Source organism: Kitasatospora sp. NPDC059648 (assembly GCF_042734825.1).
Classification (GTDB): Bacteria; Actinomycetota; Actinomycetes; order Streptomycetales; family Streptomycetaceae; genus Kitasatospora.
On record NZ_JBHWDU010000101.1, the window covers coordinates 1 to 26,171 of the forward strand.

Genomic DNA, 26,171 nt, shown 5'->3' on the forward strand with positions numbered 1-26,171 from the left:
CGGCGGTACCGCCCGGCCCGGGACGGCGGGCCGGGCCGGGCGGTCGGCGCCACCGGCTGGATCCGGCCGTTCTCTGGTCAGATGAATAAGCGCTTGCTTAGAATCGGCACCTGCCCGTACGGACACCGAGTACACCCCAACAGGAGATGCCATGACCGACGTCAACCGCCAGATCCGCCTCGCCCGTCGACCGGTCGGCGAGGTGCGGCCGGAGGACTGGGCGTACGGCGAGGAGCCCGTCGGAGTGCCCGGGGACGGGGAGTTCCTGGGGCGGACCCGATACCTCTCGCTGGACCCGGCGATGCGCGGCTGGCTGGACGACCGTCCGTCGTACCTCCCGCCGGTGGGGCTGGGCGAGGTGATGCGGGCCGGTTCGGTGGTCGAGGTGGTGGCGTCCAACCACCCGGAGTTCCAGGTCGGCGACCACGTGGTGGGGGCCTTCGGGGTCCAGGACTACGCGGTGTCCGACGGCAAGGGAGCGCTGAAGGCCGACCCCGCGCTGGCGCCGCTGTCCACCTACGTCGGGGCGCTCGGGGTGCCCGGGATGACGGCCTACTTCGGGCTGCTGGAGGTCGGCGCGCTCAAGGAGGGCGAGACCGTGGTGGTCTCCGGCGCCGCCGGGGCGGTCGGCACGATGGTCGGGCAGATCGCCAAGGTGAAGGGCTGCCGGGTGGTCGGCATCGCCGGCGGGCCGCAGAAGTGCGCCCTGCTGACCGAGGAACTCGGCTTCGACGCGGCGATCGACTACCGGTCCGAGGACGTCCGCAAGGCGCTGCGCACCCACGCCCCGGACGGCATCGACGTCTACTTCGACAACGTCGGCGGCCCCATCCTGGACGCCGCGCTGACCAGGCTGGCGATGCACGCCCGGATCGTCGTCTGCGGCGCGATCAGCCAGTACAACAACGAGGACGCCGTGCAGGGCCCGTCCAACTACCTGTCGCTGCTGGTGCGGCGGGCACGCATGGAGGGCTTCGTGGTCTTCGACTACGCCCGCCGCTACGCCCAGGCGGCGGCCGAGATCGCGGGCTGGATCGGCGAGGGCCGGATCAAGGTCATGGAGCACCTGGTCGAGGGCACCGTGGCCGATTTCCCGGAGACCTTCGGGATGCTGTTCCGCGGCGAGAACACCGGCAAGCTGGTGCTGCGCCTGGTGTGACCGTCGGCGGCGTGAACGGCGTCGTCCGCGCAGCCGAGGCGCTGCGCGCGCCGCCGGCCGGCGGCCGGCCCCGGGGCGGCCGCCGGGCACCCCGGCGAGCCGGCTCGGCACCCGGAGAGCCGGATTGACGCACCGTCCGGGCGGGCGGTCGGCTTCCGCCGTGAACGACAGCACGCCCGGCGACCCCGTCACGTACCGTACGGCGGAACGTCGTCAGCCCCGATCGGCGGGGCCCGGGACGAGCGGCGCCATGACGTGCTCGGTCGGATTGGGACCGTAGTCGTCGTCGTTGTCGTCGGAGTTCACCGAGGCGGTGACGGAGCTGGTCGCCCAGGACACCACGCCGAGGAACAGGAACAGCACGACCAGGCCGCGCCCGGCGCCGCTCAGGACCAGCGGCCGGGTGGCCGACACCCGCTCGGGCTCGCTGCCCGGCTCCTCGCCGAACAGCCGCTTGGGGTAGGCCGGGGTGAGCATCACCAGGTAGGCGAGGTAGCGCATCCGGTAGCGCACGATCGCCGTGGTCGCCTCGTACAGCGCCTGCGGCATCCGGCCGAGGAGCAGCACCACCAGCCAGATGACGAGCGACACCAGCCACCACCCCGCGTACACCAGGCCCTGCACGATCGACGCCGGGATGACCAGCACGATGCGGAACAGGACGGCGAGCCGGTTCAGCTCGCCGGGGCGCAGCTCGACCTGCACCGGGTACTCGGGAACCCGGAACCGGAACGGCGGGTAGCGGTCCACGGTGAGCATCAGGTACGCGGCGACCCGGGTGTCGTACGGGAGGTACGCGGTGAGGTAGTCCGCCGCGAAGCCGGGCAGCCGGCCGAGCACCAGCGCGCCGAACCAGCCGATCACGGTGACGAGGAACGCCACCACCGACAGCACCCACACCACCACGAACTGCGGGATCAGCAGCAGGAAGCGCAGCAGCACCGTCCACCGGTTCTGCGGGCCGGGCGCCGGCATGTCCAGTACCGGAAGCCACTCGCGGCTGACGGGGGCGGGGGGAGCCTGCCACATCCGGGCCTCCACGGTCTCGGGACGACGGGACCCGGCGTTCGGGCACGGCCGGGTGCCCTCCGAAGATCGCAGCACTCCGCACGCCCCGCGCGCCGCGCTGCGCCGGACGGGTAACGCGGACGGCCCGGGCCGGGTGGGGCCCGCCCGCCGGACGCCGGGTCAGCTGGGGGCGCCGGTCCAGATGACGTTCTTGCGCTCCAGCCCGCTGCCGTAGTCGAACTCCACGGAGAAGGTGTCCGCCGCACCGTTGGGCAGGGCGTACGCGGACACGCCGGTGGCCTCCTGACCGGGCGCCAGCGAGCCGCTCATCCGGTCGCTCCCGTCGATCAGCGAGGTGACCAGTGCGCCCTTGGCGTCGTGGACGAAGGGCAGCCCCGACCCGTAGAGCGAGACCTCCCGCGGCGGCCGTCGACGAAGGCGCCGTCCTCGTCGCCTTCGAGGGCTACGACACCGTCACCGTCCTCGCCGAGGTGCTGCGCACCGCCGGTACGGACCGCAAGCGCATCACCGAGGCCTGGCCGCACGTCGGCGTCGAGGGCACGCGCGGGCCGATCCGCTTCTCCCTCGCCCCCGGCATCGGCGTGTGGCAGTGGGCCTGCCCGCCCGTTCAGGTCGTCGACCACGATCCCGCGGCGCCCGGCCGGTTCCAGGTCCTGCACCGCGGCTGAGCCGGTTCACGCCCAGCCGCGCACCGACACCGCCCCGTGCAGCACCCGGCCCACCACCCGCTGCTCCTCGACCCAGCGGGTGAACGCGTCGACCCGCGCCCCGAGGTCGGCGTCGACCGGCCCCGCCGGCCGGTCCTGTGGCGGTACGACGACCACCACCGCCTCGCCCCGCCCCTCAGCCGCCGCCAGCCAGCGCGCCGACACCTCGACCCGTGTGCCCGGCTCCCACCCCTGACGGCCGCCGATCAGCAGCAGCCGCTCCACCCGGCCGTCGCCGACCTCGATCACGCCGGTCGTCGCCGGGGGCTCACCGGCGGCGACCGTGAAGCCGCTGTCGACGGCCGCCTCGACCAGGTCGGCGTGCAGGTTCGCCCCGACCTCCACGATCAGCTCGGCGATCGGCGGGCCCTGCACGGCCTCGCGCACGGCCATCGCCCACACCACCGGCCCCTCGGCCGCGCCGTCGCCCGTCACGGGGAGTCGAGACGGCGCCCGAGTTCCGCGAGGTAGTCGTCACCGTACGCGGCGGCGACGTCGTCGAGGTCGATCATCGGCGGGAGGTCGGCCGTCTGCTGGCGCTCGGAGAGGTAGACGGCGGTCTCCACGACGATCCGCCGCTCGTCGGCGCGGCCCCGGCTCAGGTGCGCCAGGGTCGCTTCGGTGACCTGGAAGCGCGAGAGGACCGCCTCACCGGCGGTGGGGAAGCTCACGAGGTACTCGTGGTCACCCAGTGCTTCGATCCCGATGTCACCGCTCATGGTTCCGTCCTTCGTCACGTCCCCCTACGAGTCTCGCACCGGCGGCCCTCCCCCGTGGCGCCGGCGGTCCGCCCGCCGCCGGACGACCACCCGCTCCGCGACCGTTCCGGCCGCGAGCAGCGCGAACAGGAGGGCCGCCAGCGCGCAGAAACCCGTCGTCGTCCCGTCGACGGGAAGGACGCCGGCCAGCACCCCCAGCACCGCCGCCGTCACCGCGAAGACCCAGGCGAACGACCCTGCCGCGAAGCGCTGGACCGTCGACTCGCCCCGGTCCTCCTCGCTCTGCGAGCCGGTCATGCCTCCTCCTCCGGGGTCGGCCTTGCGCCGCGCGGCAGCGCCTGCTCCCTCGGCTCCGCGCGTCTAACCGGCTCGCCGGGCATCGAAACGCCTCCGCGCTCCCCGCCGCCGGAGCGCGGTGGCCCTGCCGGGTCCGAGGCGTCGCCGCGATCACCCCGTCCACCGCCTCGGGCCCCATGGCGATCGGCGACTACCGGGCGTCCTCCGCCACTTCGGTCGAATCGGAGTCGAGCTCTGCGACCTGTCGGGCGACAGCGCGGCCCGATTGTCAGCCCGTCGGCTCGGGCAGCAGCCGCACCATGTGCAGCTTGGCGACCGCCCGCCCGTCCACCAGAACGGCCCGCGGCTCGCGGCCCCAGACCTCGAAGCCACGGGAGGCATAGAGGCGCAGGGCCGGTTCGTTGCCCTCGGAGACGGTGAGCAGCACCTGCCGCAGTCGCCCGTCCTCGGCGGCCACCGCGAGCACCCGGTCCACCAGCGCACCGCCGATCCCCCGGCCGCCCGCCGAGCGGGCCACGGCCATGCCCCACAGTGTGGCCTTGTGCCGCTCCTGGCTTCGCTGCCGCACCCGCAACCCGGCGGTGCCGACCAGGGCGCCGTCGCCGCTGAACGCGCCGAGCAGGGCACCCGGCCCCTGTTCGATCTCGGCGAGGCGGGCGAGCGTGTCGGCCATCGGCTTGGCGCGCTCCTCCGCGTAGCCGGAGGTGAAGGCTGTCGGCGTCTCGCGCAGGGCGGCGAGCCGGAAGGCCCGGTACGGTTCGGCGTCCGCGACGCCGAGGCGGCGGACCACCGCGGCGGGCTCAGCCGAGGCGGACACGGGTGCACCTGGTCACGTACGGCATGGCGATCTTCTCCCGGCCGGCCACGCCGGGATGGGTGGCGAGCAGGTGTTCGACGTCGGCCAGCAGCCGGGCGCGCTCGGCCTCGGGCAGGGCGATGACGTAGCTGCGGGAGGCGACCAGGTCGACGATCCCGGCCGGGGTGGTGGAGTGCTCCCAGCGGATCTCCAGCCGCTCGGGCGGGCCGAACGGAGCCGGCAGGACGGGTGCGGTGTCGATCTGCTGACGGGCCGAGCGGTGCATCAGCGCGCCGAGGGCGGCGGCCCAGGGCTCGGTCTCGTCCCGGACGTTCCACACCAGGGCGAGGGTCCCGCCGGGGGCGAGCACCCGGGCGATCTCCGGTACGGCCGTCGCCTGGTCGAACCAGTGCCAGGCCTGGGCGACCACCACCGCGTCCACGCCGGCGTCGGGCAGCGGGATGCGCTCGGCCGAGCCGGCCCGCACCGCCGCCTTCGGCACGGCGGCGGCGAGCCGGTCGCGCATGCCCCCGTCGGGCTCCACCGCGACCACGTCCAGGCCGGCCTCGACCAGCAGAGCGGTCAACTTGCCCGTTCCCGCGCCCAGATCGAGCACCCGGCGGGCCTCGCGGGGCACCGCCGAGCCGATCAGCGCCTGGGGGTAGCCGGGCCGGCCGTGCTGGTAGGAGGCGGCGGCGAGGCCGAAGGAGCGGGCCTGCAGCCGCCCGGACCAGCGCCTGGTCGCGCCCTGCCTGGTCATCCCGCAGGCCCGGCCGATCTCCTCCCAGGTCGCCTCGCGCCCGCGCCGCAGTTCCTCCACCAGGTCGGTGCGCCGCTCCTCCAGCGCCTCGATCACCCCCGAGAGCCGCTGCAGGCCGTCCAGCCCGCCCCCACCGGCTACGTCCGCCGCCACCCGCGGTCCGAGATCGTTCATGTCCATGGCCCCGCACTGTAGGGACGGGGCGCGCTACCCGTCAACAGTCGTTGCCTTGCTGAGCAACACATGTTGCATCAGGCCGGGCCGCGCCCGCACCGCGCCCCGTGCCGTCGCCTGCAGGAGTGACGAACCGGCTCCCGGCGTGACGCCTAGCACGAACTCGCCTCTGCTCGTGGGGACTTGGACTGGAAACCCTTCGCATGAGCGAATCCGGGCCGGGTTCCCCGTGCGGGCGCGGCCGGGCGGGAAGCCTTGGTGGCCGGGCGTCGCCGACCCGGACCGGGACTGGTGTGCGAGATGTCCGGCATGTGCGGCAAGTTGCCACAAGTCGGTTGAAGGACAGTATTTTTGAGTCTCGATCAGGATTGTCCTGAACTTGGCTATGCTGCAGCACCACGCCTCCGGAGCCGGTCGCCGCCCGTCCCCGTTCTGTTCCGATCGTTTGAGGATGCCGAATGCTTCGAGCTGGATCGTCACCCGCCAGACGGCGCCCCGCGCCCCTGCTCGGCTGGCTGCTGCCCACGGCCGTGATGGCGGCTGCGGTCGGGGTCGCCGCGGTGGTGGTGTCGGCCGGAGCCCGGGCCCAACTGCTGTGGTGCGGCGCGACGGCCACCGTACTGGTCGCCGTGGTGGCCGCCGAATCCGCCCGCCGTGGCCGGGCCCTCGCCGAACTGCGCGACGAGCACTCGCGGCGGGTCGACGAGTTGCAGCGCAAGCTGGCCGCGCAGGAGGACGAGATCGAGCGGATGGCCACCGGCGAACTGCGCCGGCTGGTCGGCGGCGCCCGGTACGGCTCCTCCATCGACGTGCTGCTCCAGCCCTTCCAGCGCCCGAACCCGCTGCTGTCACGGAAGTTCCGCCACTCGCTGGAGCTGGTGGTGCGCGGCATCGCCCAGGCCGTCGACGACGAGGTCAGCCGGCGCGACTCCGCCGAGCGCGCCTTCGTCAACCTGGCCCGCCGGGTCCAGGCGATCATCCACCGCCAGGCCAAGGACCTGCGGGAGATGGAGGACCGGCACGGCAACGACCCGGCGGTCTTCGACGACCTGCTGCGCCTGGACCACGGCAACGCCCTGGTCGGCCGCCTCGCCGACTCCATCGCCGTCCTCTCGGGCGCCCGGCCCGGCCGCCAGTGGACCCGCCCGATCGCCCTCTACAGCGTGCTGCGCGGCGGGATGTCCCGGATCCTGGAGTACCAGCGGGTCGACCTGCACCCGGTGGCGCAGATCTCGGTCACCGGCCCGGCCGTCGAGCCCCTGATCCACGCGGTGGCCGAGCTGCTCGACAACGCGACCCGTTACTCCCCGCCGCACACCCACGTCCACCTCAGCGCCTCCGAGGTGCAGAGCGGGATAGCGATCGAGGTCGAGGACGGCGGCCTCGGACTCACCGACGAGGCCCGCGCCCGGGCCGAGCGCTCGATGCGCGAGGCCATGGTCTCCAAGGACTTCGACGACCTCACCGAATCCCCCCGGCTGGGCTTCGCGATCCTCGGCCGGCTCTGCCAGGCGTACGGCTTCCAGGTCTCGCTGCGCCGGTCCGCCTACGGCGGCGTGCGCGCGGTGCTGGTGGTGCCGCAGGAACTGCTGACCACCGCTCCCCCGACCGGGCGGGCGCACGGCATCGGCGCCTTCTCCGGCCCACGGCCGCTCCCGGCCAACCCGCCCCGGCCCGCGGCCCCCGCCCGGCCCTGGGGCGCCCGGACCACCCCGTCCGGCGCCGGGCCGTCCGGCGGCCCCGGGCAGACCGCCGGGCTGGGGCGGTCCGCCGGCGTCGGGCCGTCCTTCGGCTCGACCAACCCGTGGGGCCCGTCCGGCCCGGGCGCCGGGGACGACGAGGTGGTCGTCACCGAGCGCACCGCCAACGGCCTGCCGCAGCGCCGCCGCAGCCGGCCGACCGGCCGGGCCGTCTTCTCCGCGCCCGCCCGCGGCACCGCCCAGCCCAGCGGCCCGACCGCCGGGCCCGGGGCGGGGCCGGCCGCCCCGGCGACCCGGCCCAAGAAGCAGCCCGGCCTGTGGCTGGAGGCGTTCATGGAGGGCTACAAGGGCACCGGCGCCGGCAGCGAGGCCACGGGAAGCACCGCCACCACCGGAACCAGCAGCACCGCACCGAACAGCGCCGGACAGACCAGTGAAGAGACGGCAGGGAAAGGCGAGCAGTGATTCCGCACCGCAGCAACATGGACTGGATCCTCAACGACCTCGCACACAGCGTCCCGTACGTGCGCCACGTCATCGTGCTCTCCGCCGACGGCCTGCGGATCGCCCAGTACGGCGCCGACCCGGACACCGCCGACCGACTGGCCGCCGCCTGCGCCGGACTCCAGAGCCTGGCCGCCGCGGTCGGGCACGAGTTCCCGCACGGCAACGGCGCGATGAAGCTGGTCGTGATCGAGGTGGACGGCGGCTACTTCTACCTGATGTCGGCCGGGGACCGTGCCTACCTCGCGGTGCTCGCCGACGAGGGCGTGGACGCCGGACTGGTCAGCCACCAGATGCGCGACCTGGTGGACAGGATCGGCGAGCACCTGTCCGCCCCGCCGCGCAATCCGGAGGTGGTCGCGTGAAGCCCCTCTCCACGGCCCCAGGCGCCCGGGCGGGCACATGACCGAGCACAGTGAGGCGGTGACGTGACCGCCGACCAGGGCGGCTGGGACGGCCCCGAGCCCGACCGCCTGTACGTGATCACCCGCGGCCGCAGCGGCCCCTCCGGGCCGGGCGTCTTCGACCTGGTCACCCTGATCGTCTCCCTCGCGGAACCGACCCCCGCCATGCAGCCCGAGCACGCCGCGATCCTGCGGCTGTGCCGCTCACCGCTCTCGGTGGCGGAGGTCTCCGCCTACCTCGAACTGCCCACGAGCGTGGTCACCGTCCTGCTGGCGGACCTGCTCGACGACGGGCGGATCGAGGCCCGCGCCGCCGTGCCCGCGGCGGAGCTCCCCGACCGTGCCCTGTTGGAGGCGGTGATCCATGGACTTCAGCGGCTCTGACACGGCCGTCGGACCGGCGAGCGCGGACCTGCTGCCCGACAGCGTCACCACGGCGGTCAAGGTGGTGGTCGTCGGCGGTTTCGGCGCCGGCAAGACCACCCTGGTCGGCGCCGTCAGCGAGATCCGCCCGCTGACCACCGAGGAGACCATGACCCAGGCCGGGGTCGGCGTCGACGACCCGACCGGGGTCGAGCGCAAGACCTCCACCACGGTGGCCATGGACTTCGGCCGGATCAGCATCAGCGACAAGCTCGTGCTGTACGTCTTCGGCACCCCCGGCCAGGAGCGGTTCTGGTTCCTCTGGAACGGCCTCTTCGAGGGCGCGCTCGGCGCCGTCGTGCTGGTGGACACCCGTCGGCTGGAGGTCAGCTTCGAGGTGATCGGACGGCTGGAGGACCGCGGCGTGCCCTTCGTGGTCGCCGTCAACGGCTTCCCCGAGGCGCCGAGTTACCCCCTCGACGAGCTGCGCCAGGCGCTCGACCTGCCGCCCGAGGTGCCGATCGTCGCCTGCGACGCGCGCAGCCGCGTGTCCAGCCGGGACACCCTGATGACGCTCATGCGCTACCTGTACGAACTGGCCGCGCCCTCCGCCGGCTAGGGCCTGTCCGGCGGACCATGCCGGACAGGCCCTGACCCCCTGCCGTACCCCGCCCGAACCACGCGACCGGAGACCCAGTGACCACCCCGTTCCCCGACGACGCCGCCCCCGTCCCGCCGCCCGGCTGCCCCGCCCACGGGCGCGCCGTCGAACCGGTCGGCCCCGGCGGCCTGCGCCGGCTGTACGGCCCGGAGGCCGAGGCCGACCCGGCGGGCCTGTACGAGAAGCTGCGCGCCGAGTACGGCGACGTCGCCCCGGTGCTGCTGCACGGCGACCACCGGGCCTGGCTGGTCCTCGGCCACGGCGCCAACACCACCGCGATGCGCACCCCCTCGCTGTTCTCCCGGGACTCGCGGCTGTGGAACGCCTTCCGCAACGACGAGATCCCGCCCGACTCCCCGCTGCTGCCGGTGGTCGCCTGGCAGCCGATCTGCGTGTTCGCCGACGGCGAGGAGCACCGCCGCCTGCGCACCGCCCTGCTGGACGGCCTGAACGGCTTCGACCGGCGCGGCATCCGCCGCCACGTCCGCCGCTTCACCACCGACCTGGTCCAGGTGGTCGGCCCGACCGGCCGGGCCGAGCTGATCACCCAGTTCGCCGAGCACCTGCCGATGCTGGTGATGACCAAGCTGCTCGGCATGCCGGACGAGTACGGGCCCCAACTCGTGGACGCCGCAAGGGACCTGATGAAGGGCACCGAGACGGCGATCGCCAGCAACGAGTACGTGGTGGCGAGCCTGCGCCGGACCATCGCGATCAAGCACGACAGCCCCGGCGACGACCTCACCAGCCGGCTGCTCGCCCACCCGGCCGGGCTGACCGACGACGAGGTGATGGAACACCTGCGGGTGGTGCTGCTGGCCGCCAACGAGACGACCGTCAACCTGATCGCCGACTCGCTGAAGATGGTGCTCACCGACCCGCGCTTCCGCGCCCACCTGTCCGGCGGCCAGATGACCCTGGGCGAGGCGCTGGACCAGGTGCTCTGGGACTCCCCGCCGATGTCCCTGGTCGCCGGCCGCTGGGCCACCGCCGACACCGAGCTCGGCGGCCAGCAGATCCGGGCCGGGGACCTTCTGCTCCTCGGCCTCGCCGCGGGCAACGTGGACCCGGTGGTCCGGCCCGACCTCACCACCCCGCTGTACGGCAACCGCTCGCACCTGTCCTTCGGCGCCGGACCGCACGAGTGCCCCGGGCAGGACATCGGCCGGCACGTCGCCGAGGCCGGGATCGACATACTGCTCACCCTGCTGCCGGACCTTCGGCTCGCCGTTCCCGAGGAGGAGTTGACCTGGAGTTCGGCCTGGATCTCCCGCCACCTCACCGCGCTGCCGGTGGAGTTCACCGCCCACGAGATCGAGCCCGACCCGGAGTCGGTCGCGGAGGCCGAGCGGGCGGCCGAGGCCCGGGCCGCCGAGGAGCGCGAACTCGCCGCCCGGGTGCTGGAGGCCGCCCAGCGGCCGGCCTCGGACCGGCCCGCGGCCACCGTCCCGGCGCAGCGGCGCAACTGGTGGGACGTGCTGACCGGTCTGTTCCGGCGCTGACCCCGCTCCGGGCGGGCGGGGGCCGGAACAGGCCCCCGCCTGCCCTCCTCACCGGCCCACGGCCCTGCCGCCGCCGGTGTGACGCCGTGGCGCGCGCCGTGTGGGCGCGGCCGTGGCCGGGGACCCTCCTGCGATGCAGAGGGAAATCACCGTTCGGGTCGACGGAAACGCGCGTCGACTGACCGTCGACACGCGCACGACCCTGCTCGACGCCTTGCGAGAACGGCTCGGGATCACGAGCCCCAAGAAGGGCTGCGATCACGGTCAGTGCGGCGCGTGCACCGTGCTGTCCGGCGGGCGGCGCGTACTGGCCTGCCTCACGCTCGCCGTCACCCAGGACGGCGCCGAGGTGGTCACCGCCGAAGGGCTCGCCCCCGGTGTGGCCGCTGCCGGCGGCCAGCGGATCGAGGGCGACCTGCATCCGGTGCAGCAGGCCTTCATCGACTGCGACGCGCTCCAGTGCGGCTACTGCACCCCCGGGCAGGTGGTCTCGGCGGTCGGAGCGCTGGACGAGTTGGCGATGGGCTGGCCCAGCGCCGTCACCACGGGCCCGGGAACGCCACGACCGGACCGCGCCGAGGTGGCCGAGCGGATGAGCGGCAACCTGTGCCGCTGCGCCGCCTACGTCAACATCGTGAGCGCGGTGCTCCAGGCGGCCGGGGCCTTCCCCGGCGGGCGGGCGGCCGGCCAGGAGGCGGCCGGGTGAAGCCCTTCGACTACCTCCGCCCCGCGGACGCCGCGGAGGCCGTGCGCAGCGTCGCCGGGAATCCGGACGCGGTGTTCCTCGGCGGCGGTACGAACCTGGTGGACCACCTCAAGCTCGGCGTCGTCGAACCCGGCCTGGTCGTCGGCCTCGCCGGCCTGCTGCCCGCCGGGATCGAGGAGCTCGGCGACGGCGCCCTCCGGATCGGCGCGGCGGTCAGCAACAGCGAGCTCGCCGCCGACCCGCGGGTGCGCGAGCGCTTCCCGGTGCTGTCCCAGGCGCTGCTGTCGGGCGCGTCGGGGCAGCTGCGCAACATGGCCACCGCCGGGGGCAATCCGCTGCAACGGACCCGCTGCGTCTACTTCCAGGACGTCACCACCCCGTGCAACAAGCGGGAGCCGGGCTCGGGCTGCTCCGCCCTCGGAGGCTGGACCCGTCACCACGCGATCCTCGGCGCGTCCGAGCACTGCAGCGCGGTCCATCCGTCCGACATGGCCGTGGCGATGGCCGCGCTCGACGCGACGGTGCGGACACTGGGCCCGGCCGGGGAGCGCACGATCCCCTTCGTCGACCTGCACCGGCTGCCCGGCGACGCTCCCGAACGCGACACGGTGCTCGACCACGGCGAGCTGATCACCGCGATCGACCTTCCGGCCCGGCCGATCGCCCGCCGGTCGGCCTACCGCAAGGTGCGCGACCGGGCCTCGTACGCGTTCGCCCTGGTCAGCGTGGCCGCGGCGGTCGAGGTCGAGGACGGCGTGATCACGGACGCGCGCATCGCGTTCGGCGGCGTCGCGCACGCGCCGTGGCGCGCCCGCCGGGCCGAGCAGGCGCTGCGCGGCGCCACCGCGTCGGACCGGAGCTACCGGAGCGCGGCGGACGCGGAGCTCGCCGACGCCCGCCCGGCCGAGGGGCTGGACGGCGGCAACGCCTTCAAGATCCCGCTGCTGCGCCGCACCCTGACCGCGACCCTGCGCGACCTGGCAGGAGAGGACCCCCGATGACCTTCCCGAGCGAACCCGAAGCCGTCGGCCGCGACCTGCCCCGCCGGGACGGGGCCGTCAAGGTCCTGGGCACCGCCACCTACGCCTACGAGACGCCGTTGGCGAACGCCGCCTACCTGCACGCCGTGCAGGCCACGATCGCCCGGGGGCGCGTCACGGCCCTGGACACCGCCGCCGCCGAGGCACTCGACGGCGTGGTCGCGGTGCTGACCCCCGGCACGGCGGAGCGGCTGGCCTCCACCGAGGACGAGGAGCTGGCCGTCCTGCAGGGCGACGAGGTCGCCTTCCGGGGCCAGGTCGTGGCGCTCGTCGTCGCCGACAGCTCCGAGGTGGCGCGGCACGCCGCCGCGCTGGTGCGGGTCGAGTACGCGCAGGAGCCGCACGACACCGAGCTGCGGGCCGACCGCGAGGACCTGTACGCGCCCGCGAAGGTGAACCCGGACTTCCCCACCGACACCTCCGAGGGCGACGTCGACGCCGCGATGGCGGCCGCGGCGGTGAGCGTCGAGGAGACGTACACGACCGCGATGTACCACAACAACCCGATGGAGCCGCACGCCACGGCGGCGCTCTGGGACCCTGCGGGCGAGGGCTTCCTCACCCTGTGGGACTCCACCCAGGGCGTGCACCCGACGCGGTCCGTCCTGGCCTCGGTGTTCGGCCTCGACGAGGCGCGGGTGCGGGTCGTCTGCCCGTACGTCGGCGGGGGCTTCGGGTCCAAGGGGCAGCCGCACGTCAACGTGGTCCTGGCGGCCATGGCCGCACGGGCGCTCCCCGGCCGGCCCGTGCGGCTGGCCCTGACCCGGCAGCAGATGTTCTCGCTGGTCGGCTACCGCACCCCGACCATCCAGCGCTGCCGCCTCGGTGCCGACCGGGACGGCACGATCACCGCCCTGGCCGTCGACGTCGTCGAACTCACTTCGCGCATCAAGGAGTTCGCGGAGCAGAGCGGTGTCCCCGCGCGCATGATGTACGCCTCGCCGAACCGGCGGACCACCCACCGCCTCGCCGCCCTGGACGTCCCCGTGCCGTCCTGGATGCGCGCCCCCGGTGAGTGCCCGGGCATGTTCGGCCCCGAGGTGGCCATGGACGAGCTGGCCGAGCGCCTGGGCCTGGACCCGGTCGAACTGCGGATCCGCAACGAGCCCGCCGTCGAACCCGGCTCGGGCAAGCCCTTCTCCAGCCGCAACCTGGTCGGCTGCCTGCGGGAGGGAGCCGTGCGGTTCGGCTGGTCGGAGCGCGATCCGCGGCCGGGGGTGCGCCGCCGCGGCGACTGGCTGGTCGGCACGGGCGTCGCCGCCTCGACCTACCCGGTCAGCCGCATGCCGAAGTCGACGGCGACGATCCGGCGGGAGGGGGAGCGCTACGTCGTCGAGATCGGCGCGGCCGACCTCGGCACCGGCACCTGGACCACCCTGGCACAGATCGCCGCGGACGCGCTCGGCGTGACGGTGGCCCTCGTGGACGTGCGCATCGGCGACACCGACTACCCGGTGGCGTCGGTGGCCGGGGGCTCCTCGGGCATGACGACCTGGGGCTCGGCCGTCGTCGAGGCGGCGGGCGCCTTCCGCGCCGGGTACGGCGGCGAGCCGCCGGACGGGGCCGAGGCGTCCGGCAGCGTCGGGCCGGCCGACGAACGCCACGCCATGCACGCCTTCGGGGCGCAGTTCGCCGAGGCGCACGTCCATCTGGACACCGGCGAGGTGCGGGTGCCGCGCCTGCTGGGCGTGTTCGCCGCGGGCCGGATCATCAACCCGCGCACGGCGCGCTCGCAGTTCATCGGCGGGATGACCATGGGGTTGTCCATGGCCCTGCACGAGCAGAGCGTGCTGGACCCGCGCACCGGTCACGTCGTCAACCACGACCTCGCCGAGTACCACATCACGGCCAACGCGGACGTGGGCGAGATCGAGGCCTACTGGCTCGCCGAGCACGACCCCCGCGTCAACGCCATCGGGTCCAAGGGCATCGGGGAGATCGGGATCGTCGGCACGGCCGCCGCGGTGTCGAACGCGGTGTGGCACGCCTGCGGCGTGCGCGTGCGCAACCTGCCGATCACCCTGGACAAGCTCCTGCCCGCGCTGGAGGACCGGCCCGGTCGCTGACCCGGCCTCCGTCCGCCGACTGGTCCGGATGGCACTGTGCGCGTGCGGCATCCGGCTTCTGCGGCGAGGTTGAGGAGATGGACACCGTCACCGTGCTCGAACCCGACACTCCGACCAATGTCCGGCTCCTCGGCACCGACCAGGAGCCGGCCGAACCGGAGGACCCGGTGCGCCTCGCGCACGCCGCCCCCGCGGACGCCTCCGGGGTCTGCGGCCCCCTCACCCTGTGCGGCCGGGAAACCTCCGACATGACGCTCGCACCGAACCGGACCACCATCGACGGCCGGCCCTGGCCGTACTGGCACGCCTGCGGGGCGTGCCGCGACGCCGAGCGGCCCGCCCCGCCCGACGCCGACGCCGACGCCGCAGCCGCAGCCGCAGCCGCGGAGGACACCGACTAGGACCCCGACGCGTCGCGCCTCAGGGGCCGGCCACCAGTCCGTCCAGCGCGTCGGGGTCGACGCTGAGAGTCACCCCGCCGTACGTCTCGTCGGCGCTGCCCCGGTGCTGGTGGATGCGGTGGCCGGCCCAGAGGTCGTCGGGCAGCCCGGGCGGCCCGGTGGTCGTCGGGCGCCCGTCCCAGCGGGCGTACCAGATCGCGTCGGGCAGCGGGGCCCGGCCGGCCCGGGCGGCGGCGACGAGGTCCGCGATGCCGGAGTCGGTGCTGGAGTAGAAGCCGGACCGGTAGCCGGCCGCCTGCAGGGCCTTGGTCCAGCCGACGGTGAAGTCGACCACCGCCTGGCTGCAGACCGCGTCGCCGACCGGATACGCCTCCATGTCGAGGTACACCGGGCTGCCCGGCCCCAGTCCCAGTTCCCCCAGCGCGGCCGCGGCCTCTCCCGCCTCCTGTCCGCCCTGCTCCTCGGCCCGGTCCGGGTCGATCCGCAACGGCTTGTCCGGGCGCTCGGCACAGGGCGCCTGGAGGCCGACGTGGGTGGGCACCAGCTTCCAGCCCATCGCCCGGACGGTGGCGACCCACTCCGGGGTCAGTCGGGTCTGCCGGCAGGCGCGCTGGCTGCCGCTGCTGTAGATGTTCACCGCGCCGTACGGCGAGGCGGTGCGCCAGACGTACAGGTCCTCGGCCGGCGGGGCCGAGCAGGCGTCGAACCCGGCGCCGGTGTAGCGGTACTCGGGCAGCGGTTCCGTGGAACCGTCGAGCGGTACGGCGGCGAAGGGCCCGGAAGGGAGGACCGGGGACGCCTGCGCGGGGGCGGTGGCGGGGAACAGGACGAGCGGTGCCGCGAGGAGCGCGGCCAGGGAGAGAGGACGCATTCCCCCGTCCTAGCCGTCCGCACCGGGAGTTCACGGCTCGCCGTACCGGCGCGCCGGCCGGTTCACCCGGAATCACGACAAGGGAGGCCGGTCCGCGGGCGCCGTCAGGCCGCGGCCCGGCGGCGCGCGGCGAGGGCGCAGCGCAGCAGTTCCTCCCCGTAGGGCAGGGCCACGAGCGCCGCGGTGGCGGCCGCGAAACCGGTCAGGTAGCGGGCGGGCAGGGGGTGGGGCTTGGGGTTGAGGCGCCAGGCCCTGCGGGTGCCGCCGCCGCGGGCGAGCGAGCGGACCTGGTCCCAGTGCAGGCAGGCGGTGAAGGCGACGGCGGTCAGCGGGAGCACTTCCAGGAAGCTGTGGATGTGCTGTTCGAGCGGGGTGACGTCGCGTCGGCCGGTGGCGATCGTGACGTCCCACAGGGCGGTGGCTCCGTGGGCGAGGGCGGCGGCGCCCATGGTGGCGAGGACCAGGGGGTTGATCTCGGCGACCAGGCCGAGTACGACGGGCGTGCCTGCCTCGGCCATCATCAGCGCGTGCACGAGGGATTCCCGCAGTCCGCTGGTGTCCTCGATGTGCGAGCGGCGGTGCATGACCCAGTCGCCGACGGCCGGCGCGAACCACAGGGGCAGCACTCCGTACAGGAGGAAGCGCCGACTGGCGTTCTCCACGTCGTCGGACGGGCCGGTGGTCAGTTCCGTTGCGGCGCGCCACTGTCGCCACGGGCGGGTGGGTGTCCCGGACATGGGTTCGCTCTCTCGTCGGGTGGGGCTCTGGCGTGGTCAGGCGGTGTAGGCGAAGTCCAGGTCGTCGAGCGGTTCGTCGTGCAGGAACCGGAGCACGAGGTGGGCGTACTCGGCGTCGCGTTCCAGATGGGCCATGTGGTCGGCCTCCTTGAGCAGCACCAGGGTGGAGCCGGTGATGGTGCGGGCGACGTCCCGGTTCTGCCGCGGGGAGGTGGTGATGTCGTGCTCCCCGGTGAACACCAGTGCGGGGACGCCGGTGACGCCGCCCTGCGGAAGGAGGGCCGGGTCCAGGACGCGGCGGTGGCAGGCCGCATGCCGCCGCGCCTGCCGCCACGTGGTGCGCAGTGCCTGCTTGCGCAGCAGCCGCTGCACCGCCGCCGACTGCTGGACGCGCTGGTCCTCCTCGGTGTTGACGAGGTAGCGCACCAGGCGGTCGGCGTACGGGCCGTTCCCCGGGCAGGCGTCGTCCAGGGACTCGCCGGGCCCGGGAGCGGTGCCCTCGATGTGGCTGACGGCCTCGCGCAGGAACGCCCGCATGGTGCCGGTCACCCGGTGGGTGGCGCCGGAGAGCAGCAGCCGGCTGACCCGGTCCGGGCGGCGCTGGGCCATCCGGTAGGCGATCGGCGCTCCGTAGGAGGCGCCCAGCACGTTGACGCGGGCCAGGCCGAGGGCGTCCAGCAGGTGCAGGGCCGCGCCGGCCAGGGTGTCGAACCCCTCCTCCTCGGGGAGGTCGTCCGCAGTTCCCGTGCCGGGCAGGTCGGCCAGGATCACCGGGGTGTGCGGGGCGATGCGCCGCTCCAGGCGGCGCCAGGCGTACATGTCCTGGAGTGCGCCGCCGAGCAGCAGGAGGGGTTCGGTCACCGGGTGCGGTCTGCGCCAGTGCCCGGCGCCCGGATCCGTGTGCACGACCCGGCAGACGTACTTCATCCCCCGCCAGCGCAGGTCGTGGAGTTCCTCGGCCGGGGTCGCGGTGTCCCCGGCGGGGTGGGACGGGGACGGGTGGGTCATCGACGGCTCGCCGTGTACCGGCCGATGAGTTTGGCCATGTCGTCCACGCAGGTCGCGGCGGACAGCTGGTCCTCGCTGATCTCCACGCCGAAGCGGTCCTCCAGGTGGATGGACAGCACCACCAGGGCCATGGAGTCGACGCCCGCGCTGGCGAGGGGGGCGTCGGGGGTGACGGGCGCGGAGGGCAGGCCGCACCTGTTCGTCAGGATCTCCTTGACTTGGTCGAACGTCATGCGCGGTTCCCTCCGGTGGTGGGACGGCCGGCCCGGAACGCGGCGGCCGACGGGCGTGGACGGGCGGGGTGGTCAGGACAGCCGGGGGCTGAGGCCGGCCGGCCACACCAGCGTGGTGGCCGCCCAGGCCAGGCCGCTGCCGAAGGCGACCAGCAGCACCCTGTGGCCGGGCTTCAGCTCCCCCTGGTCGGCGGCGTGGGCCAGCAGCAGCGGCACGGAGGCGGCCGCGGTGTTGCCGACCTCCTCGATGTTCGACGGGACGCGCGCCGCGGGGATCTCCAGCATGTCGGCGACCGTGGCGGTGATGCGGTGGTTCGCCTGGTGGGCGATCAGCCGGTCGACGTCGCGGACCGCCCAGCCGGCCTCGGTGGCCGCCTCCCGTGCGGCCGCCGTCATCCTGCGCACCGCGTGCCGGAAGACCTCGTTGCCGCTCATGTGCACGAAGTAGTCCTGGGGTGCCGTCCGGTTCCGCCGGTGGCGCCCGCGCGCACCGCCCGCGGGAACGGCGATGGCGTCGGAGAGGGAGCCGTCGCTTCCCCACACCACCGGCCCGAGGGCGCCCTCGGCGTGCGGCGGGCCAGCTTCGAGGACGACGGCTCCGGCACCGTCGCCGAAGATCGGGGCGGTGGCCCGGTCGAGCGGGTTGACCATGGAGGTCATCGTCTCGGCACCGATCACCAGCACCCGGCGCGCCGCGCCCGAGGCGATCAGGCCGGCGGCGACGGTGCAGGCGTACACGAAACCGGAGCAGCCCGCCATGACGTCGAAGGCGGCCACCGCGGGCAGGCCCAGCCGGTGGGCGACCCACGGCGCCGTGGCGGGGCACGGACGGTCCGGGGTGTTCGAGGCCAGGACCAGCGTGTCCGCACTGTCGACCGCGGCGGAGGCCATCGCCCGCGCCCCGGCCTCCACCGCCATGTCCCCGGTGGCGATGTGCGGTTCCGCGAACCGGCGCTCGGCGATGCCGATGCGCTCGCGGATCCACTCGTCCGAGCTGTCGATGCGGGTGCACACCTCGCTGTTGGGAACGCGGCGCGGCGGCAGCCACGCCCCCAGGCCGGTCAGGACGGCAGCGGCGCCTCGGCCGCGGTCCGTGGCACAGGGGGTGTCGGTCACAGGAACTCCCTCGGTCGGACCCGCGCGCATCGGAAAGGCGGCGTCCGCGGCGCTGCCGCACCGGCCGGACCCGCCGGTCAATTCATAGAGGAGCGCTCCTGACGCCGCTCCCGGAGCCACACCGGGAAGGGGCCGTTGCCCCCCGAACGGCGGATCGGGCCCGGTGCGTCGGGTGCACCGGGCCCGGCCCTGTGCTAACACCCGTCCTCGAACTCCCGCCTTCGGGGGCACGACGGGAGTTCGGAGGCCGCCCCTAGGGCGTGCCCGGGTCCTGCCGCAGGGCCCCCGGGTCACCGGCGGGCGCCGGGGAGCCACCGGTGGCGCCGGTTTCGCCGGGGACCGTGGCGGTGCCCTCACCGCTGCCCGTTCCGGTGCCCGGGGCGGTGGTGTCCGTGTCCGTGGTGCCGGAGCCCGTGCTGCCGGTCCCGGCGCCGGACAGGCGGTCGGCGAGCAGCCGCTTGCCCAGCTCGGCGCCCTTGCGGCTGTCGGCCTGCGCCTTGCGGAACAGCTCCGCGAGCTCCTCGTCGCCCTCCCGTTCGGCGTCCTTCAAATAGGCCTCCATCCGCAGCGCGTTGCTCAGGCAGGCCTCGACGTACCAGAGCAGGTTGTAGTCCTTGTCCTTGGTGCCGGTGACGTGACCGGTCTCCTCGCTCATGATCAGGACGCTCCTTCCGCGCGCCCGCGGGCGCCGACCCCGACGGCCGGCGCACCGGGCGCACGGGTGCGCCTACCCGGGGCCGCGGCGGCGATCCCCGGCGGGGGCCGCGTCATTCGGGGCCGTCGGTGCGGGGGCGGTGGAGGGTGAAGGTGTCGACCGGAGTGAGGTCGGCGTGGGGGCCGTCGAAGGTGTAGTAGGTGACGCGCATGGTCGTGGTGCCGTCGCGTCGGTCGCCGGGGTCGACCTCGAAGGCGGCGAAACCGTGGGTGTTGGTGCGGTCCTGGTAGGCGGCCCAGGGGGCGTCCTCGGTGAGCCAGATCGACTCCCGATAGGGGGCGCCGGGGGCGGGCTTGTCCTCCAGGCCGATGACCACCCGGCCCTGGGGGCGTTCGAACAGGTCGTCCTGGGTGGTGGCGGCGTTGCCGCCCGCGCCGATGACCATGTGGACGGTGCCGCGGCCGGTGTCGGCGATCCTGGGGTCGGTGCCGGTGGGCACCGGGGTGCGGGTGTCGTTGGGCAGGGTGCCGCGGACGGGGTGGGAGCGCTCGTAGTAGTGCTCGTGGCCGCTGACCACGAGGTCGACCCCGTACGCGTCGAACAGCGGCCCCCAGGCCTCGCGGACGCCGAGGTCGCTGCCGGAGCCGTGCTTGGAGCTGGAGATCATCGGGTGGTGCATGCAGACCACGATCCAGTCGATCGCCCGGTTGCTCCGGGCCGTGCGCAACTCCCTCTCCAACCATCGTTGTTGGGCACCACCGGAGTAGCCGCGCAGATAGGTCTCGCCGGAGTTCTGGATGGCGACGTCGTCGTTGGCGAGGCTGATGAAGCGCACCGAGCCGACCGTGAACGCGTACCACATGCCCCGGGTCTCCCGGTCGCGGTCGGCGGTGGAGGCGGGGAGGGCGAAGTAGGCCTGGTAGCCCTCGGCGCCGATCGGGCCGTTGCCGCCCTCGTTCTCGTGGTTCCCGGCGCAGGGCATCCAGGGGCGCAGCCGGGCCGAGCGGCTGTTGTTGATGAACCAGTCCGCCCAGGTGGCGGTGCGGCTCCCGCCGTGCCGGCCGCTGTAGGAGGCGTAGCAGAGGTCGCCGTTCACCAGGTTGAACAGCGGGCCGACGCGTTCGACGGCGGCGACGATGTCGGCGGCGTACGGGGAGCCGATCTGGTTGCTCGTGTACACCGGGTACTTGCCGAGCGGTGAGGGCATGCCGTCGGGGAAGGCCAGATGGCGGCGGAGGTTGGGGGTCGCCTGGTCGCCGAAGCTGGTGAAGGTGAAGGGGGTGCGGCCGCGCGGGGCGGTGGTGAAGCTGCCGGTCTCGGGGCCCGCGCCGTCGTGTCCGGCGGTGTACAGGTAGGTGGCGCCCGGGCGCAGGCCGGTGAGCTTGGCGTGGTGGACGTACACCTCGTCCTTGCCCAGGGCGTCACGATAGGTGCGGGTCTCGGCCTGGACGACCTTGCCGAGGCCGCCGTCGGGCGAGCCGAGCCGGACCTGCGGGCGGCGGACGGACTGCGGGGTGATCCAGGAGACGGTCATCTCGGTGGCGGGGTCGGTGCCGAACTGCAGATGCAGGCCGCTGATGCTGGGGGCGCCGATCCGGTGCGGGCGGGTCTGGAGCAGCGGGCCGGCGGGGCCGTCGGGGCTTTCGGCCGACGGTCCGTCGGCCGGTGCACCGGCCTGCCCGTCGGTCGGCCCGTCGGAGGCCGAGGCCGGCTGGGCGCCCGCGCCGCCGACGGCCAGGGCAGCTCCGGCCGCCGAGGTGCCCTTGAGGATGGACCTGCGTGCGATGGTCATGGCGCTCCGTCTGCCGAGTGGGCCGTTCGCATGGATAGGGGGCGGGACCCGCAGCACTGTAACGACATGAGCATGCAAAGGCGACCGTTTTTCTGACGGCCGTTCACCTCCGGACGCGCCGCGGCCCCGGCGGCCGGGGCACCGCCGGGGCCAGACGCACCGGGGGATCAGGGGCACTGCTTCCAGGCGAGGTGGTAGACGGTGTTGATGTTGCCGTCGGTCGAGTCCATGGTCATGAAGCTGGTGGTGCGGGCCGGGTCCGACGTGCCGGCGGAGACGCGCAGTTCGGTGTTGATGTTGAAGTTGCGCTCCTCGCCGCAGGGGGCCCAGACCAGGGCGGCGACGTCGACGCTGTCGGTCGCCTGCCAGCTGTCGTTCGTCGGACCGTCGAAGCGGTGGCTCCGGTAGGTCGTCCCGGAGTCCCCCTGGAAGTAGTAGTTGGCCCGCTCGATGCCGCTCGCCCCGTTCTCCAGGTGGGCGAAGCCGCGGTAGTCGGCGGAGGCGATGGCGTAGGTGAAGCCCTGGGGGACGTGCACCCGCAGGTCGAGCTGGCAGTTCTTCCGGAAGTCGGTCGGCTTGGAGCCCACTCCCACCTGAGCGAGGTAGCTGCTGTACGTCACGGTGAAGGCGGTGTTGTCCGGTGACACGGCCACCGCGGCCGAACCCGCCGGACAGCCCGAGCCGTTGACGGTCGCGACGTCGATGACGATCCGGTCCGGCGGGGTGGGCAGCGAGTCGCCACCGAAGGTCGGTGAGCCGACCACCGCGGCGGAGACGGCGGCCGCGGCGGCCAGCGTGCGGAGCAGCATGGAGTATCCCCTTCGATCGTCCACGGAGGCAGGGGCGGCGCGGCGCGACGGCGCGGCACGGGCCGGGCGCTTCACGCGCGGCCCCCCGCCGGAATTGACGTGGATATGTCAGCACATCCCGTGGACCGTGTACAAGGGGTCACACATGGTCACTCTTCCCGGGGCCCAGGGCCCCCCGGGTGACCTGCGGGCGTGGGGCCGACGGCCTGCGAAGCGGGCGCCCGCATAGTCGGAGGGTTGGTCACACCTTCCGATCGTGAGACGAGCCGACCATGTCCCTCACCCGCCACCGGACCGCCGTCACGGCCCTCGCCCTGCTGCTCGCCCTCGCGGCCTGCGACGCCCCGCACCCGTCCGGGCGGGCCGCCGCCCCGGGCAGCACCTCGCCGACGCCGACCCGGACCGGGCCACGGGCGTTCACCCTGCTCGCCACCGGCGACGTGCTGCCGCACACCGAGATCATCCAGCAGGCCAAGGAGGACGCCGGCGGCTCCGGCTACGACTTCGGCCCCATGCTGGCCGGGGTCAGACCGCTGATCAGCGCGGCCGACCTGGCGATCTGCCACATGGAGACCGTCTACGGCGCCGACGGCGGGCCGTACACCGGGTACCCGGCGTTCAAGTCCCCGCCGCAGGTCGCCAAGGCGCTCAAGGACGCCGGGTACGCCTCCTGCGACACCGCCTCCAACCACACCCTGGACGACGGACCGGCCGGCATCCGCCGCACCCTGGACGCGATGGACGCCGTCGGCCTCGCCCACACCGGCTCCGCCCGCACCGCCGCGGAGGCCGGGCGGCCCGCGCTGCTGCGGGCGGGCGGTGCGACGGTGGCCCAACTCGCCTACACCTACGGCACCAACGGCATCGCACCGCCCAAGGACGAGCCCTGGGCCGTCAACCTGATCGACCGGGACCGGATCCTCGCCGACGCCCGCGCCGCCCGGGCGAACGGCGCGGACCTGGTGGTGGTCAGCGTCCACTGGGGCACCGAGTGGCAGGACGCTCCGAACGAGCAACAGCTCACCCTGGCCAAGGAGTTGTCCGCGGCGGGGCAGGGCCCGGGCCGGCCCGACGTCGACCTGATCCTCGGCACCCACGCCCACATCCCGCAGGCCTACGAGAAGATCGGCGACACCTGGACGGTGTACGGCCTCGGCGACCAGCTCGCCGGACACATGTTCACCTACGACGGCGCGGAGGACCCGCGCGGCAACTGGAGCTCGATCGCCCGCTTCACCGTCAGCCCGCCGGCCGGTCCCGGGCAGCGGTGGACGGTGAGCAGGGCCGAGTTCGTCCCGCAGATCACCGACCTCGGGCCGCCCTACCGGGTGCTCGACCTGCGCGAGGCCGTCCGCCGCGAGCCCGGCCGCGCCGACTGGGCCCGCGCGCTGGAACACATCCGCACCGTGGTGCTCAGCCGCGGCGCCGGTTCGGCGGGGCTGAGCATGGCGCCATCCCAGCCGTGACGACGGCGGCGAGGGCTGCCAGGGCCGCCAGGGCTGCGGCGAGAGGGCCCGCCGGGATCGTCAGGCACGCCCTACGGCTTGCGGCCCATGCCGCCGTACACCGAGACCTCGCTCGCGGCCACGCCCGAGGCCCCGCCCGACTCCGGGTGCCAGCGGTCGATCAGGACCACGCCCGGGTCGTCCAGCTCCAGCCCGGAGAAGAAACGTTCCACCTCGGCGTGCGAGCGGGCGTGCACCTCGATCCCGGCCTCCGCGTAGCGGCGCGCGCCGGCCGAGACCTGGTCCGGCGCGTTGTCCGCGGTGCCCGCGGTCAGGGCCAGGAAGCTGCCGGAGGGCAGCGCGTCCAGCAGCTTGCGGACGGGCGGGTGCGCGGCCTCGTCGGACAGGAAGTGCACGATGTTGATCAGCGTCAGCGCGACCGGCCGGGTCAGGTCCAGGGTGGCGGCCACCGCCGGATCGGCCAGGAACTTCGCCGGATCGCGCAGGTCGCCCTCGACGTAGGCGGTGCGGCCCTCGGGCGTGCTGTTGAGCAGCGCGCGCGAATGGGCCAGCACGATCGGGTCGTTGTCCACGTACACCACCCGGCAGGCCGGGTCGACGGCCTGGACGATCTCGTGCAGGTTCGGCGCGGTGGGGATGCCGGTGCCGACGTCCAGGAACTGGCGGATGCCGTGCTGCTCGGCCAGTCGGCGGGCCATCCGGTGCATCACGGCCCGGGCGGCCGCGGCCCCGGCCCGGGCGGCGGGCAGGTCGGCGAGCACCCGGTCGCCGACCTCGCGGTCCGCCGGGAAGTTGGTCTTGCCGCCGAGCAGGTAGTCGTAGACCCGCGCGGAGTGCGCCCGGTCGGTCCGCAGGTCCACCTGCGGCGGCTGCTCGAATTCGGCCTCGATCAGCCAGCTCTCCGGCTCGTTGCTGTCCACTGTCGCCTCGCCCTCCCCGTCCGGCGTCCGGTCCGGACCACACTCAACCACAGGACGTGAGCGTCCGTCAGGCGGTTCCCGGTGTCCGCTGAATGTCCGCTTCCGCCTCCCGGAGGGCGGCGGTGAACGAGGGCACCCGTGCGGCCGTCAGCAGGCCCAGCGCCGGTCCGGCGGTGCAGATCGTGACGTAGACCGGGATCACTCCGAAGCCGTTGTGGTGGTCCAGCCACTCGGCGAGCAGCGGGAAGGTGCCGCCGAACGCGGCGATGGTGGCCGCGTTGACCACGCCGAGACCGACCGCCCGCACCTCGGTCGGGAAGAGCAGCCCGGTGAAGACGTTGAGCGTGCCGAGAACCGTCGCGACCATCATCCCCAGCAGCACGGCCACCGGCTGGAACGGCAGCCAGCCCCCGCGCAGGCCGGCCAGCAGGATCCAGACCAGCGGGATCGGCAGCGCGAAGCCGATCCGGGCGACCGGCAGCAGGCCGAAGCGGTCCGCGGCGGCGCCGGTGAGCAGCATGGTGGCCAGGACGATCGCCAGCACCACCGTCATGAAGGAGGCCGCCCGCTCCTTGTCGATGACGTGGTAGGCGGCGGCGTACTGCGGCAGGTACGTGAGGGCGAAGTAGTAACCGACCGTGCCGCCCAGAGTGTTGAGGAAGACGGTGAGCACCGCCCAGCGGTGGTCGCGGACCGTGCGCAGGAAGGACGGACGCCCGCCCGGCCGTACCCGGGCCCGGGCGCGGTGGAACTCCGCGCTCTCCGGCGCGGCCCGGCGCACCCACACCGCGCCCAGTCCGAGCAGCGCGGCGACCAGGAAGCCCCAGCGCCAACCGCCGTTCTCCAGGCCGGACTTGCCGATGGTGTGGATCAGCAGGGTGAGCACCCCGAAGGAGAGCAGCGAACCGACGATGATCCCGCCGTAGGAGACCGAGCTGAACGCGAAGCGGTGCCGGGGCGGGGCCGTCTCCGTCACGTACGCGGCGACGCTCGGCGCCTCCCCGCCGAAGGCGAGGCCCTGCACCACCCGGACCACGACGGCCAGCACCGCCGCCCAGACGCCGATGGTCCGCTGCCCCGGCAGCGCGGCCAGGCCCAGGCCGGCGACGGCGATCACCGCCATGCCGAGGCTGAGCGCGAAGCGCCGCCCCCGGGCGTCGCTGAGCCGGCCTATCAGGTACGAACCGACCGGCCGGGCCACGAAGCCGACCGCGAAGGTGGCGTACGCGGCGAGCACACCGCTCACCCCGCCCTTGCCGTGGCCGAACAGGTCGGCGGCGAAGTAGGGCGCGAGCACGGCGTAGATGTTCCAGTCGAAGGACTCGACCACCGACCCCACCGTCGCCGCCGCCAACTCCCGCCGTCGGCCCCCGTCCTGCACCCCGTCACGGGCCGGGGCGGTCTCGATGTGATCTGTCATGGCCTCAGCATGGCACCGTTCTACCTGCGGCGGAATCGGTGGCGGTGGCCCCGGGGCCGGCGCGCGGGGGGGGGCGCGGGCGGGGGGATGCGGCGGGCCGGGGGCCCCCCCCCCCCGCCCCCGCGCGCCGCGGGGGGCGGGCGGGCCCCCGCCCGG

27 protein-coding genes and 2 pseudogenes are annotated in these 26,171 nt (G+C 74.2%); 12 read left to right on the forward strand and 17 right to left on the reverse strand.

Features of this window, described 5'->3' with window-relative positions; genetic code table 11:
* Positions 1 to 151 precede the first annotated feature (151 nt).
* Entirely contained in the window at positions 152 to 1,159 is a 1,008-nt protein-coding gene (locus tag ACFV1W_RS35440; protein WP_380421382.1) for an NADP-dependent oxidoreductase, read from the forward strand.
* Between the two features lie 213 nt (positions 1,160 to 1,372).
* Here the strand turns inward: ACFV1W_RS35440 and ACFV1W_RS35445 are convergent, their stop codons facing one another.
* Positions 1,373 to 2,188 carry a DUF4389 domain-containing protein gene (locus tag ACFV1W_RS35445; protein WP_380421383.1) on the reverse strand — a complete coding sequence of 272 codons (816 nt, stop codon included), beginning with the start codon at positions 2,186 to 2,188 and terminating at the stop codon, positions 1,373 to 1,375.
* Between the two features lie 159 nt (positions 2,189 to 2,347).
* Positions 2,348 to 2,497 carry a hypothetical protein gene (locus tag ACFV1W_RS35450; RefSeq protein WP_380421384.1) on the reverse strand — a complete coding sequence of 50 codons (150 nt, stop codon included), beginning with the start codon at positions 2,495 to 2,497 and terminating at the stop codon, positions 2,348 to 2,350.
* A 29-nt stretch (positions 2,498 to 2,526) separates the two neighbouring features.
* Here ACFV1W_RS35450 and ACFV1W_RS35455 point away from each other — a divergent pair.
* Positions 2,527 to 2,856, forward strand: a pseudogene (locus tag ACFV1W_RS35455) (amino acid ABC transporter substrate-binding protein); the annotation flags it as partial.
* A 6-nt stretch (positions 2,857 to 2,862) separates the two neighbouring features.
* Here the strand turns inward: ACFV1W_RS35455 and ACFV1W_RS35460 are convergent.
* From ACFV1W_RS35460 to ACFV1W_RS35480, 5 genes are all read right to left on the reverse strand, one after another.
* Positions 2,863 to 3,330, reverse strand: a complete 468-nt coding sequence (locus ACFV1W_RS35460) for a hypothetical protein (RefSeq protein ID WP_380421385.1) — start codon at positions 3,328 to 3,330, stop codon at positions 2,863 to 2,865.
* Entirely contained in the window at positions 3,327 to 3,614 is a 288-nt protein-coding gene (locus tag ACFV1W_RS35465; RefSeq protein ID WP_380421386.1) for a hypothetical protein, read from the reverse strand. Before ACFV1W_RS35465 ends, ACFV1W_RS35460 begins: the two co-directional genes overlap by 4 nt.
* A gap of 24 nt (positions 3,615 to 3,638) precedes the next feature.
* Positions 3,639 to 3,911, reverse strand: coding sequence for a hypothetical protein (locus tag ACFV1W_RS35470; protein WP_380421387.1), 273 nt, complete (start codon positions 3,909 to 3,911; stop codon positions 3,639 to 3,641).
* Between the two features lie 268 nt (positions 3,912 to 4,179).
* Positions 4,180 to 4,728 carry a GNAT family N-acetyltransferase gene (locus ACFV1W_RS35475; RefSeq protein WP_380421388.1) on the reverse strand — a complete coding sequence of 183 codons (549 nt, stop codon included), beginning with the start codon at positions 4,726 to 4,728 and terminating at the stop codon, positions 4,180 to 4,182.
* The gene (locus tag ACFV1W_RS35480) at positions 4,712 to 5,647 is read right to left on the reverse strand and encodes a class I SAM-dependent methyltransferase (RefSeq protein WP_380421389.1); all 936 of its coding nucleotides are present in this window, start codon (positions 5,645 to 5,647) and stop codon (positions 4,712 to 4,714) included. The genes ACFV1W_RS35475 and ACFV1W_RS35480 overlap by 17 nt, the downstream gene beginning before the upstream one ends.
* 452 nt (positions 5,648 to 6,099) lie before the next feature.
* Here ACFV1W_RS35480 and ACFV1W_RS35485 point away from each other — a divergent pair, with 452 nt between their 5' ends.
* The 9 genes from ACFV1W_RS35485 (at position 6,100) to ACFV1W_RS35525 (ending at position 14,988) form a co-directional block, all read left to right on the forward strand.
* A complete protein-coding gene (locus tag ACFV1W_RS35485; RefSeq protein ID WP_380421390.1) occupies positions 6,100 to 7,806 on the forward strand; it encodes an ATP-binding protein in 1,707 nt (568 codons plus the stop codon).
* 17 nt (positions 7,807 to 7,823) lie between these two features.
* Positions 7,824 to 8,210, forward strand: coding sequence for a roadblock/LC7 domain-containing protein (locus ACFV1W_RS35490; protein WP_197698027.1), 387 nt, complete (start codon positions 7,824 to 7,826; stop codon positions 8,208 to 8,210).
* A 63-nt stretch (positions 8,211 to 8,273) separates the two neighbouring features.
* Positions 8,274 to 8,633, forward strand: coding sequence for a DUF742 domain-containing protein (locus ACFV1W_RS35495; protein ID WP_030550528.1), 360 nt, complete (start codon positions 8,274 to 8,276; stop codon positions 8,631 to 8,633).
* Entirely contained in the window at positions 8,614 to 9,231 is a 618-nt protein-coding gene (locus ACFV1W_RS35500) for an ATP/GTP-binding protein (protein ID WP_380421391.1), read from the forward strand. Before ACFV1W_RS35495 ends, ACFV1W_RS35500 begins: the two co-directional genes overlap by 20 nt.
* Before the next feature lie 77 nt (positions 9,232 to 9,308).
* Positions 9,309 to 10,775, forward strand: a complete 1,467-nt coding sequence (locus tag ACFV1W_RS35505; RefSeq protein ID WP_380421392.1) for a cytochrome P450 — start codon at positions 9,309 to 9,311, stop codon at positions 10,773 to 10,775.
* Between the two features lie 133 nt (positions 10,776 to 10,908).
* Complete coding sequence (locus tag ACFV1W_RS35510) at positions 10,909 to 11,481, forward strand: (2Fe-2S)-binding protein (protein ID WP_380421393.1); 573 nt, start codon at positions 10,909 to 10,911, stop codon at positions 11,479 to 11,481.
* On the forward strand, positions 11,478 to 12,482 hold the full coding sequence (locus ACFV1W_RS35515) for an FAD binding domain-containing protein (protein ID WP_380421394.1): 1,005 nt from the start codon (positions 11,478 to 11,480) through the stop codon (positions 12,480 to 12,482). Before ACFV1W_RS35510 ends, ACFV1W_RS35515 begins: the two co-directional genes overlap by 4 nt.
* Positions 12,479 to 14,587 (forward strand): xanthine dehydrogenase family protein molybdopterin-binding subunit, encoded by a 2,109-nt coding sequence (locus tag ACFV1W_RS35520; protein WP_380421395.1) that lies wholly within the window; start codon positions 12,479 to 12,481, stop codon positions 14,585 to 14,587. The genes ACFV1W_RS35515 and ACFV1W_RS35520 overlap by 4 nt, the downstream gene beginning before the upstream one ends.
* A gap of 77 nt (positions 14,588 to 14,664) precedes the next feature.
* Positions 14,665 to 14,988 carry a hypothetical protein gene (locus tag ACFV1W_RS35525; RefSeq protein ID WP_380421396.1) on the forward strand — a complete coding sequence of 108 codons (324 nt, stop codon included), beginning with the start codon at positions 14,665 to 14,667 and terminating at the stop codon, positions 14,986 to 14,988.
* A 19-nt stretch (positions 14,989 to 15,007) separates the two neighbouring features.
* On the opposite strand, the gene ACFV1W_RS35530 is transcribed toward ACFV1W_RS35525, so the two are convergent.
* The 8 genes and pseudogenes from ACFV1W_RS35530 to ACFV1W_RS35565 form a co-directional block, all read right to left on the reverse strand.
* Positions 15,008 to 15,859 (reverse strand): DUF1906 domain-containing protein, encoded by an 852-nt coding sequence (locus ACFV1W_RS35530; protein ID WP_380421397.1) that lies wholly within the window; start codon positions 15,857 to 15,859, stop codon positions 15,008 to 15,010.
* 104 nt (positions 15,860 to 15,963) lie between these two features.
* Complete coding sequence (locus tag ACFV1W_RS35535) at positions 15,964 to 16,596, reverse strand: diguanylate cyclase (protein WP_380421398.1); 633 nt, start codon at positions 16,594 to 16,596, stop codon at positions 15,964 to 15,966.
* 36 nt (positions 16,597 to 16,632) lie between these two features.
* On the reverse strand, positions 16,633 to 17,604 hold the full coding sequence (locus ACFV1W_RS35540) for an alpha/beta fold hydrolase (RefSeq protein ID WP_380421399.1): 972 nt from the start codon (positions 17,602 to 17,604) through the stop codon (positions 16,633 to 16,635).
* Positions 17,601 to 17,837, reverse strand: a complete 237-nt coding sequence (locus ACFV1W_RS35545) for an acyl carrier protein (protein WP_380421400.1) — start codon at positions 17,835 to 17,837, stop codon at positions 17,601 to 17,603. The genes ACFV1W_RS35540 and ACFV1W_RS35545 overlap by 4 nt, the downstream gene beginning before the upstream one ends.
* Before the next feature lie 72 nt (positions 17,838 to 17,909).
* Entirely contained in the window at positions 17,910 to 18,953 is a 1,044-nt protein-coding gene (locus tag ACFV1W_RS35550; protein WP_380421401.1) for a beta-ketoacyl-ACP synthase III, read from the reverse strand.
* Between the two features lie 430 nt (positions 18,954 to 19,383).
* Positions 19,384 to 19,608: pseudogene (locus ACFV1W_RS35555) on the reverse strand (hypothetical protein); the annotation flags it as partial.
* 112 nt (positions 19,609 to 19,720) lie between these two features.
* Positions 19,721 to 21,400, reverse strand: coding sequence for a purple acid phosphatase family protein (locus ACFV1W_RS35560; RefSeq protein ID WP_380421402.1), 1,680 nt, complete (start codon positions 21,398 to 21,400; stop codon positions 19,721 to 19,723).
* Positions 21,401 to 21,567: 167 nt separating this feature from the next.
* Positions 21,568 to 22,209: a DUF4360 domain-containing protein gene (locus ACFV1W_RS35565; protein WP_380421403.1), complete on the reverse strand. Its 642-nt coding sequence runs from the start codon at positions 22,207 to 22,209 to the stop codon at positions 21,568 to 21,570.
* A gap of 272 nt (positions 22,210 to 22,481) precedes the next feature.
* Here ACFV1W_RS35565 and ACFV1W_RS35570 point away from each other — a divergent pair, with 272 nt between their 5' ends.
* Positions 22,482 to 23,675 carry a CapA family protein gene (locus ACFV1W_RS35570; RefSeq protein ID WP_380421404.1) on the forward strand — a complete coding sequence of 398 codons (1,194 nt, stop codon included), beginning with the start codon at positions 22,482 to 22,484 and terminating at the stop codon, positions 23,673 to 23,675.
* A gap of 71 nt (positions 23,676 to 23,746) precedes the next feature.
* On the opposite strand, the gene ACFV1W_RS35575 is transcribed toward ACFV1W_RS35570, so the two are convergent.
* Positions 23,747 to 24,595 carry an SAM-dependent methyltransferase gene (locus tag ACFV1W_RS35575; protein WP_380421405.1) on the reverse strand — a complete coding sequence of 283 codons (849 nt, stop codon included), beginning with the start codon at positions 24,593 to 24,595 and terminating at the stop codon, positions 23,747 to 23,749.
* A gap of 67 nt (positions 24,596 to 24,662) precedes the next feature.
* Positions 24,663 to 26,015, reverse strand: coding sequence for an MFS transporter (locus ACFV1W_RS35580; protein ID WP_380421406.1), 1,353 nt, complete (start codon positions 26,013 to 26,015; stop codon positions 24,663 to 24,665).
* Between the last annotated feature and the right edge of the window lie 156 nt (positions 26,016 to 26,171).

Excerpts from the sequence above, each read along its gene's own strand:
- ACFV1W_RS35440 (WP_380421382.1), top strand. The coding sequence starts at position 152 with ATGACCGACGTCAACCGCCAGATCCGCCTCGCCCGTCGACCGGTCGGC.
- ACFV1W_RS35445 (WP_380421383.1), bottom strand. The coding sequence starts at position 2,188 with ATGTGGCAGGCTCCCCCCGCCCCCGTCAGCCGCGAGTGGCTTCCGGTA.
- ACFV1W_RS35450 (WP_380421384.1), bottom strand. The coding sequence starts at position 2,497 with ATGAGCGGCTCGCTGGCGCCCGGTCAGGAGGCCACCGGCGTGTCCGCG.
- ACFV1W_RS35465 (WP_380421386.1), bottom strand. The coding sequence starts at position 3,614 with ATGAGCGGTGACATCGGGATCGAAGCACTGGGTGACCACGAGTACCTC.
- ACFV1W_RS35470 (WP_380421387.1), bottom strand. The coding sequence starts at position 3,911 with ATGACCGGCTCGCAGAGCGAGGAGGACCGGGGCGAGTCGACGGTCCAG.
- ACFV1W_RS35480 (WP_380421389.1), bottom strand. The coding sequence starts at position 5,647 with ATGGACATGAACGATCTCGGACCGCGGGTGGCGGCGGACGTAGCCGGT.
- ACFV1W_RS35485 (WP_380421390.1), top strand. The coding sequence starts at position 6,100 with ATGCTTCGAGCTGGATCGTCACCCGCCAGACGGCGCCCCGCGCCCCTG.
- ACFV1W_RS35490 (WP_197698027.1), top strand. The coding sequence starts at position 7,824 with ATGGACTGGATCCTCAACGACCTCGCACACAGCGTCCCGTACGTGCGC.
- ACFV1W_RS35500 (WP_380421391.1), top strand. The coding sequence starts at position 8,614 with ATGGACTTCAGCGGCTCTGACACGGCCGTCGGACCGGCGAGCGCGGAC.
- ACFV1W_RS35510 (WP_380421393.1), top strand. The coding sequence starts at position 10,909 with ATGCAGAGGGAAATCACCGTTCGGGTCGACGGAAACGCGCGTCGACTG.
- ACFV1W_RS35520 (WP_380421395.1), top strand. The coding sequence starts at position 12,479 with ATGACCTTCCCGAGCGAACCCGAAGCCGTCGGCCGCGACCTGCCCCGC.
- ACFV1W_RS35525 (WP_380421396.1), top strand. The coding sequence starts at position 14,665 with ATGGACACCGTCACCGTGCTCGAACCCGACACTCCGACCAATGTCCGG.
- ACFV1W_RS35530 (WP_380421397.1), bottom strand. The coding sequence starts at position 15,859 with ATGCGTCCTCTCTCCCTGGCCGCGCTCCTCGCGGCACCGCTCGTCCTG.
- ACFV1W_RS35535 (WP_380421398.1), bottom strand. The coding sequence starts at position 16,596 with ATGTCCGGGACACCCACCCGCCCGTGGCGACAGTGGCGCGCCGCAACG.
- ACFV1W_RS35540 (WP_380421399.1), bottom strand. The coding sequence starts at position 17,604 with ATGACCCACCCGTCCCCGTCCCACCCCGCCGGGGACACCGCGACCCCG.
- ACFV1W_RS35545 (WP_380421400.1), bottom strand. The coding sequence starts at position 17,837 with ATGACGTTCGACCAAGTCAAGGAGATCCTGACGAACAGGTGCGGCCTG.
- ACFV1W_RS35560 (WP_380421402.1), bottom strand. The coding sequence starts at position 21,400 with ATGACCATCGCACGCAGGTCCATCCTCAAGGGCACCTCGGCGGCCGGA.
- ACFV1W_RS35565 (WP_380421403.1), bottom strand. The coding sequence starts at position 22,209 with ATGCTGCTCCGCACGCTGGCCGCCGCGGCCGCCGTCTCCGCCGCGGTG.
- ACFV1W_RS35570 (WP_380421404.1), top strand. The coding sequence starts at position 22,482 with ATGTCCCTCACCCGCCACCGGACCGCCGTCACGGCCCTCGCCCTGCTG.
- ACFV1W_RS35580 (WP_380421406.1), bottom strand. The coding sequence starts at position 26,015 with ATGACAGATCACATCGAGACCGCCCCGGCCCGTGACGGGGTGCAGGAC.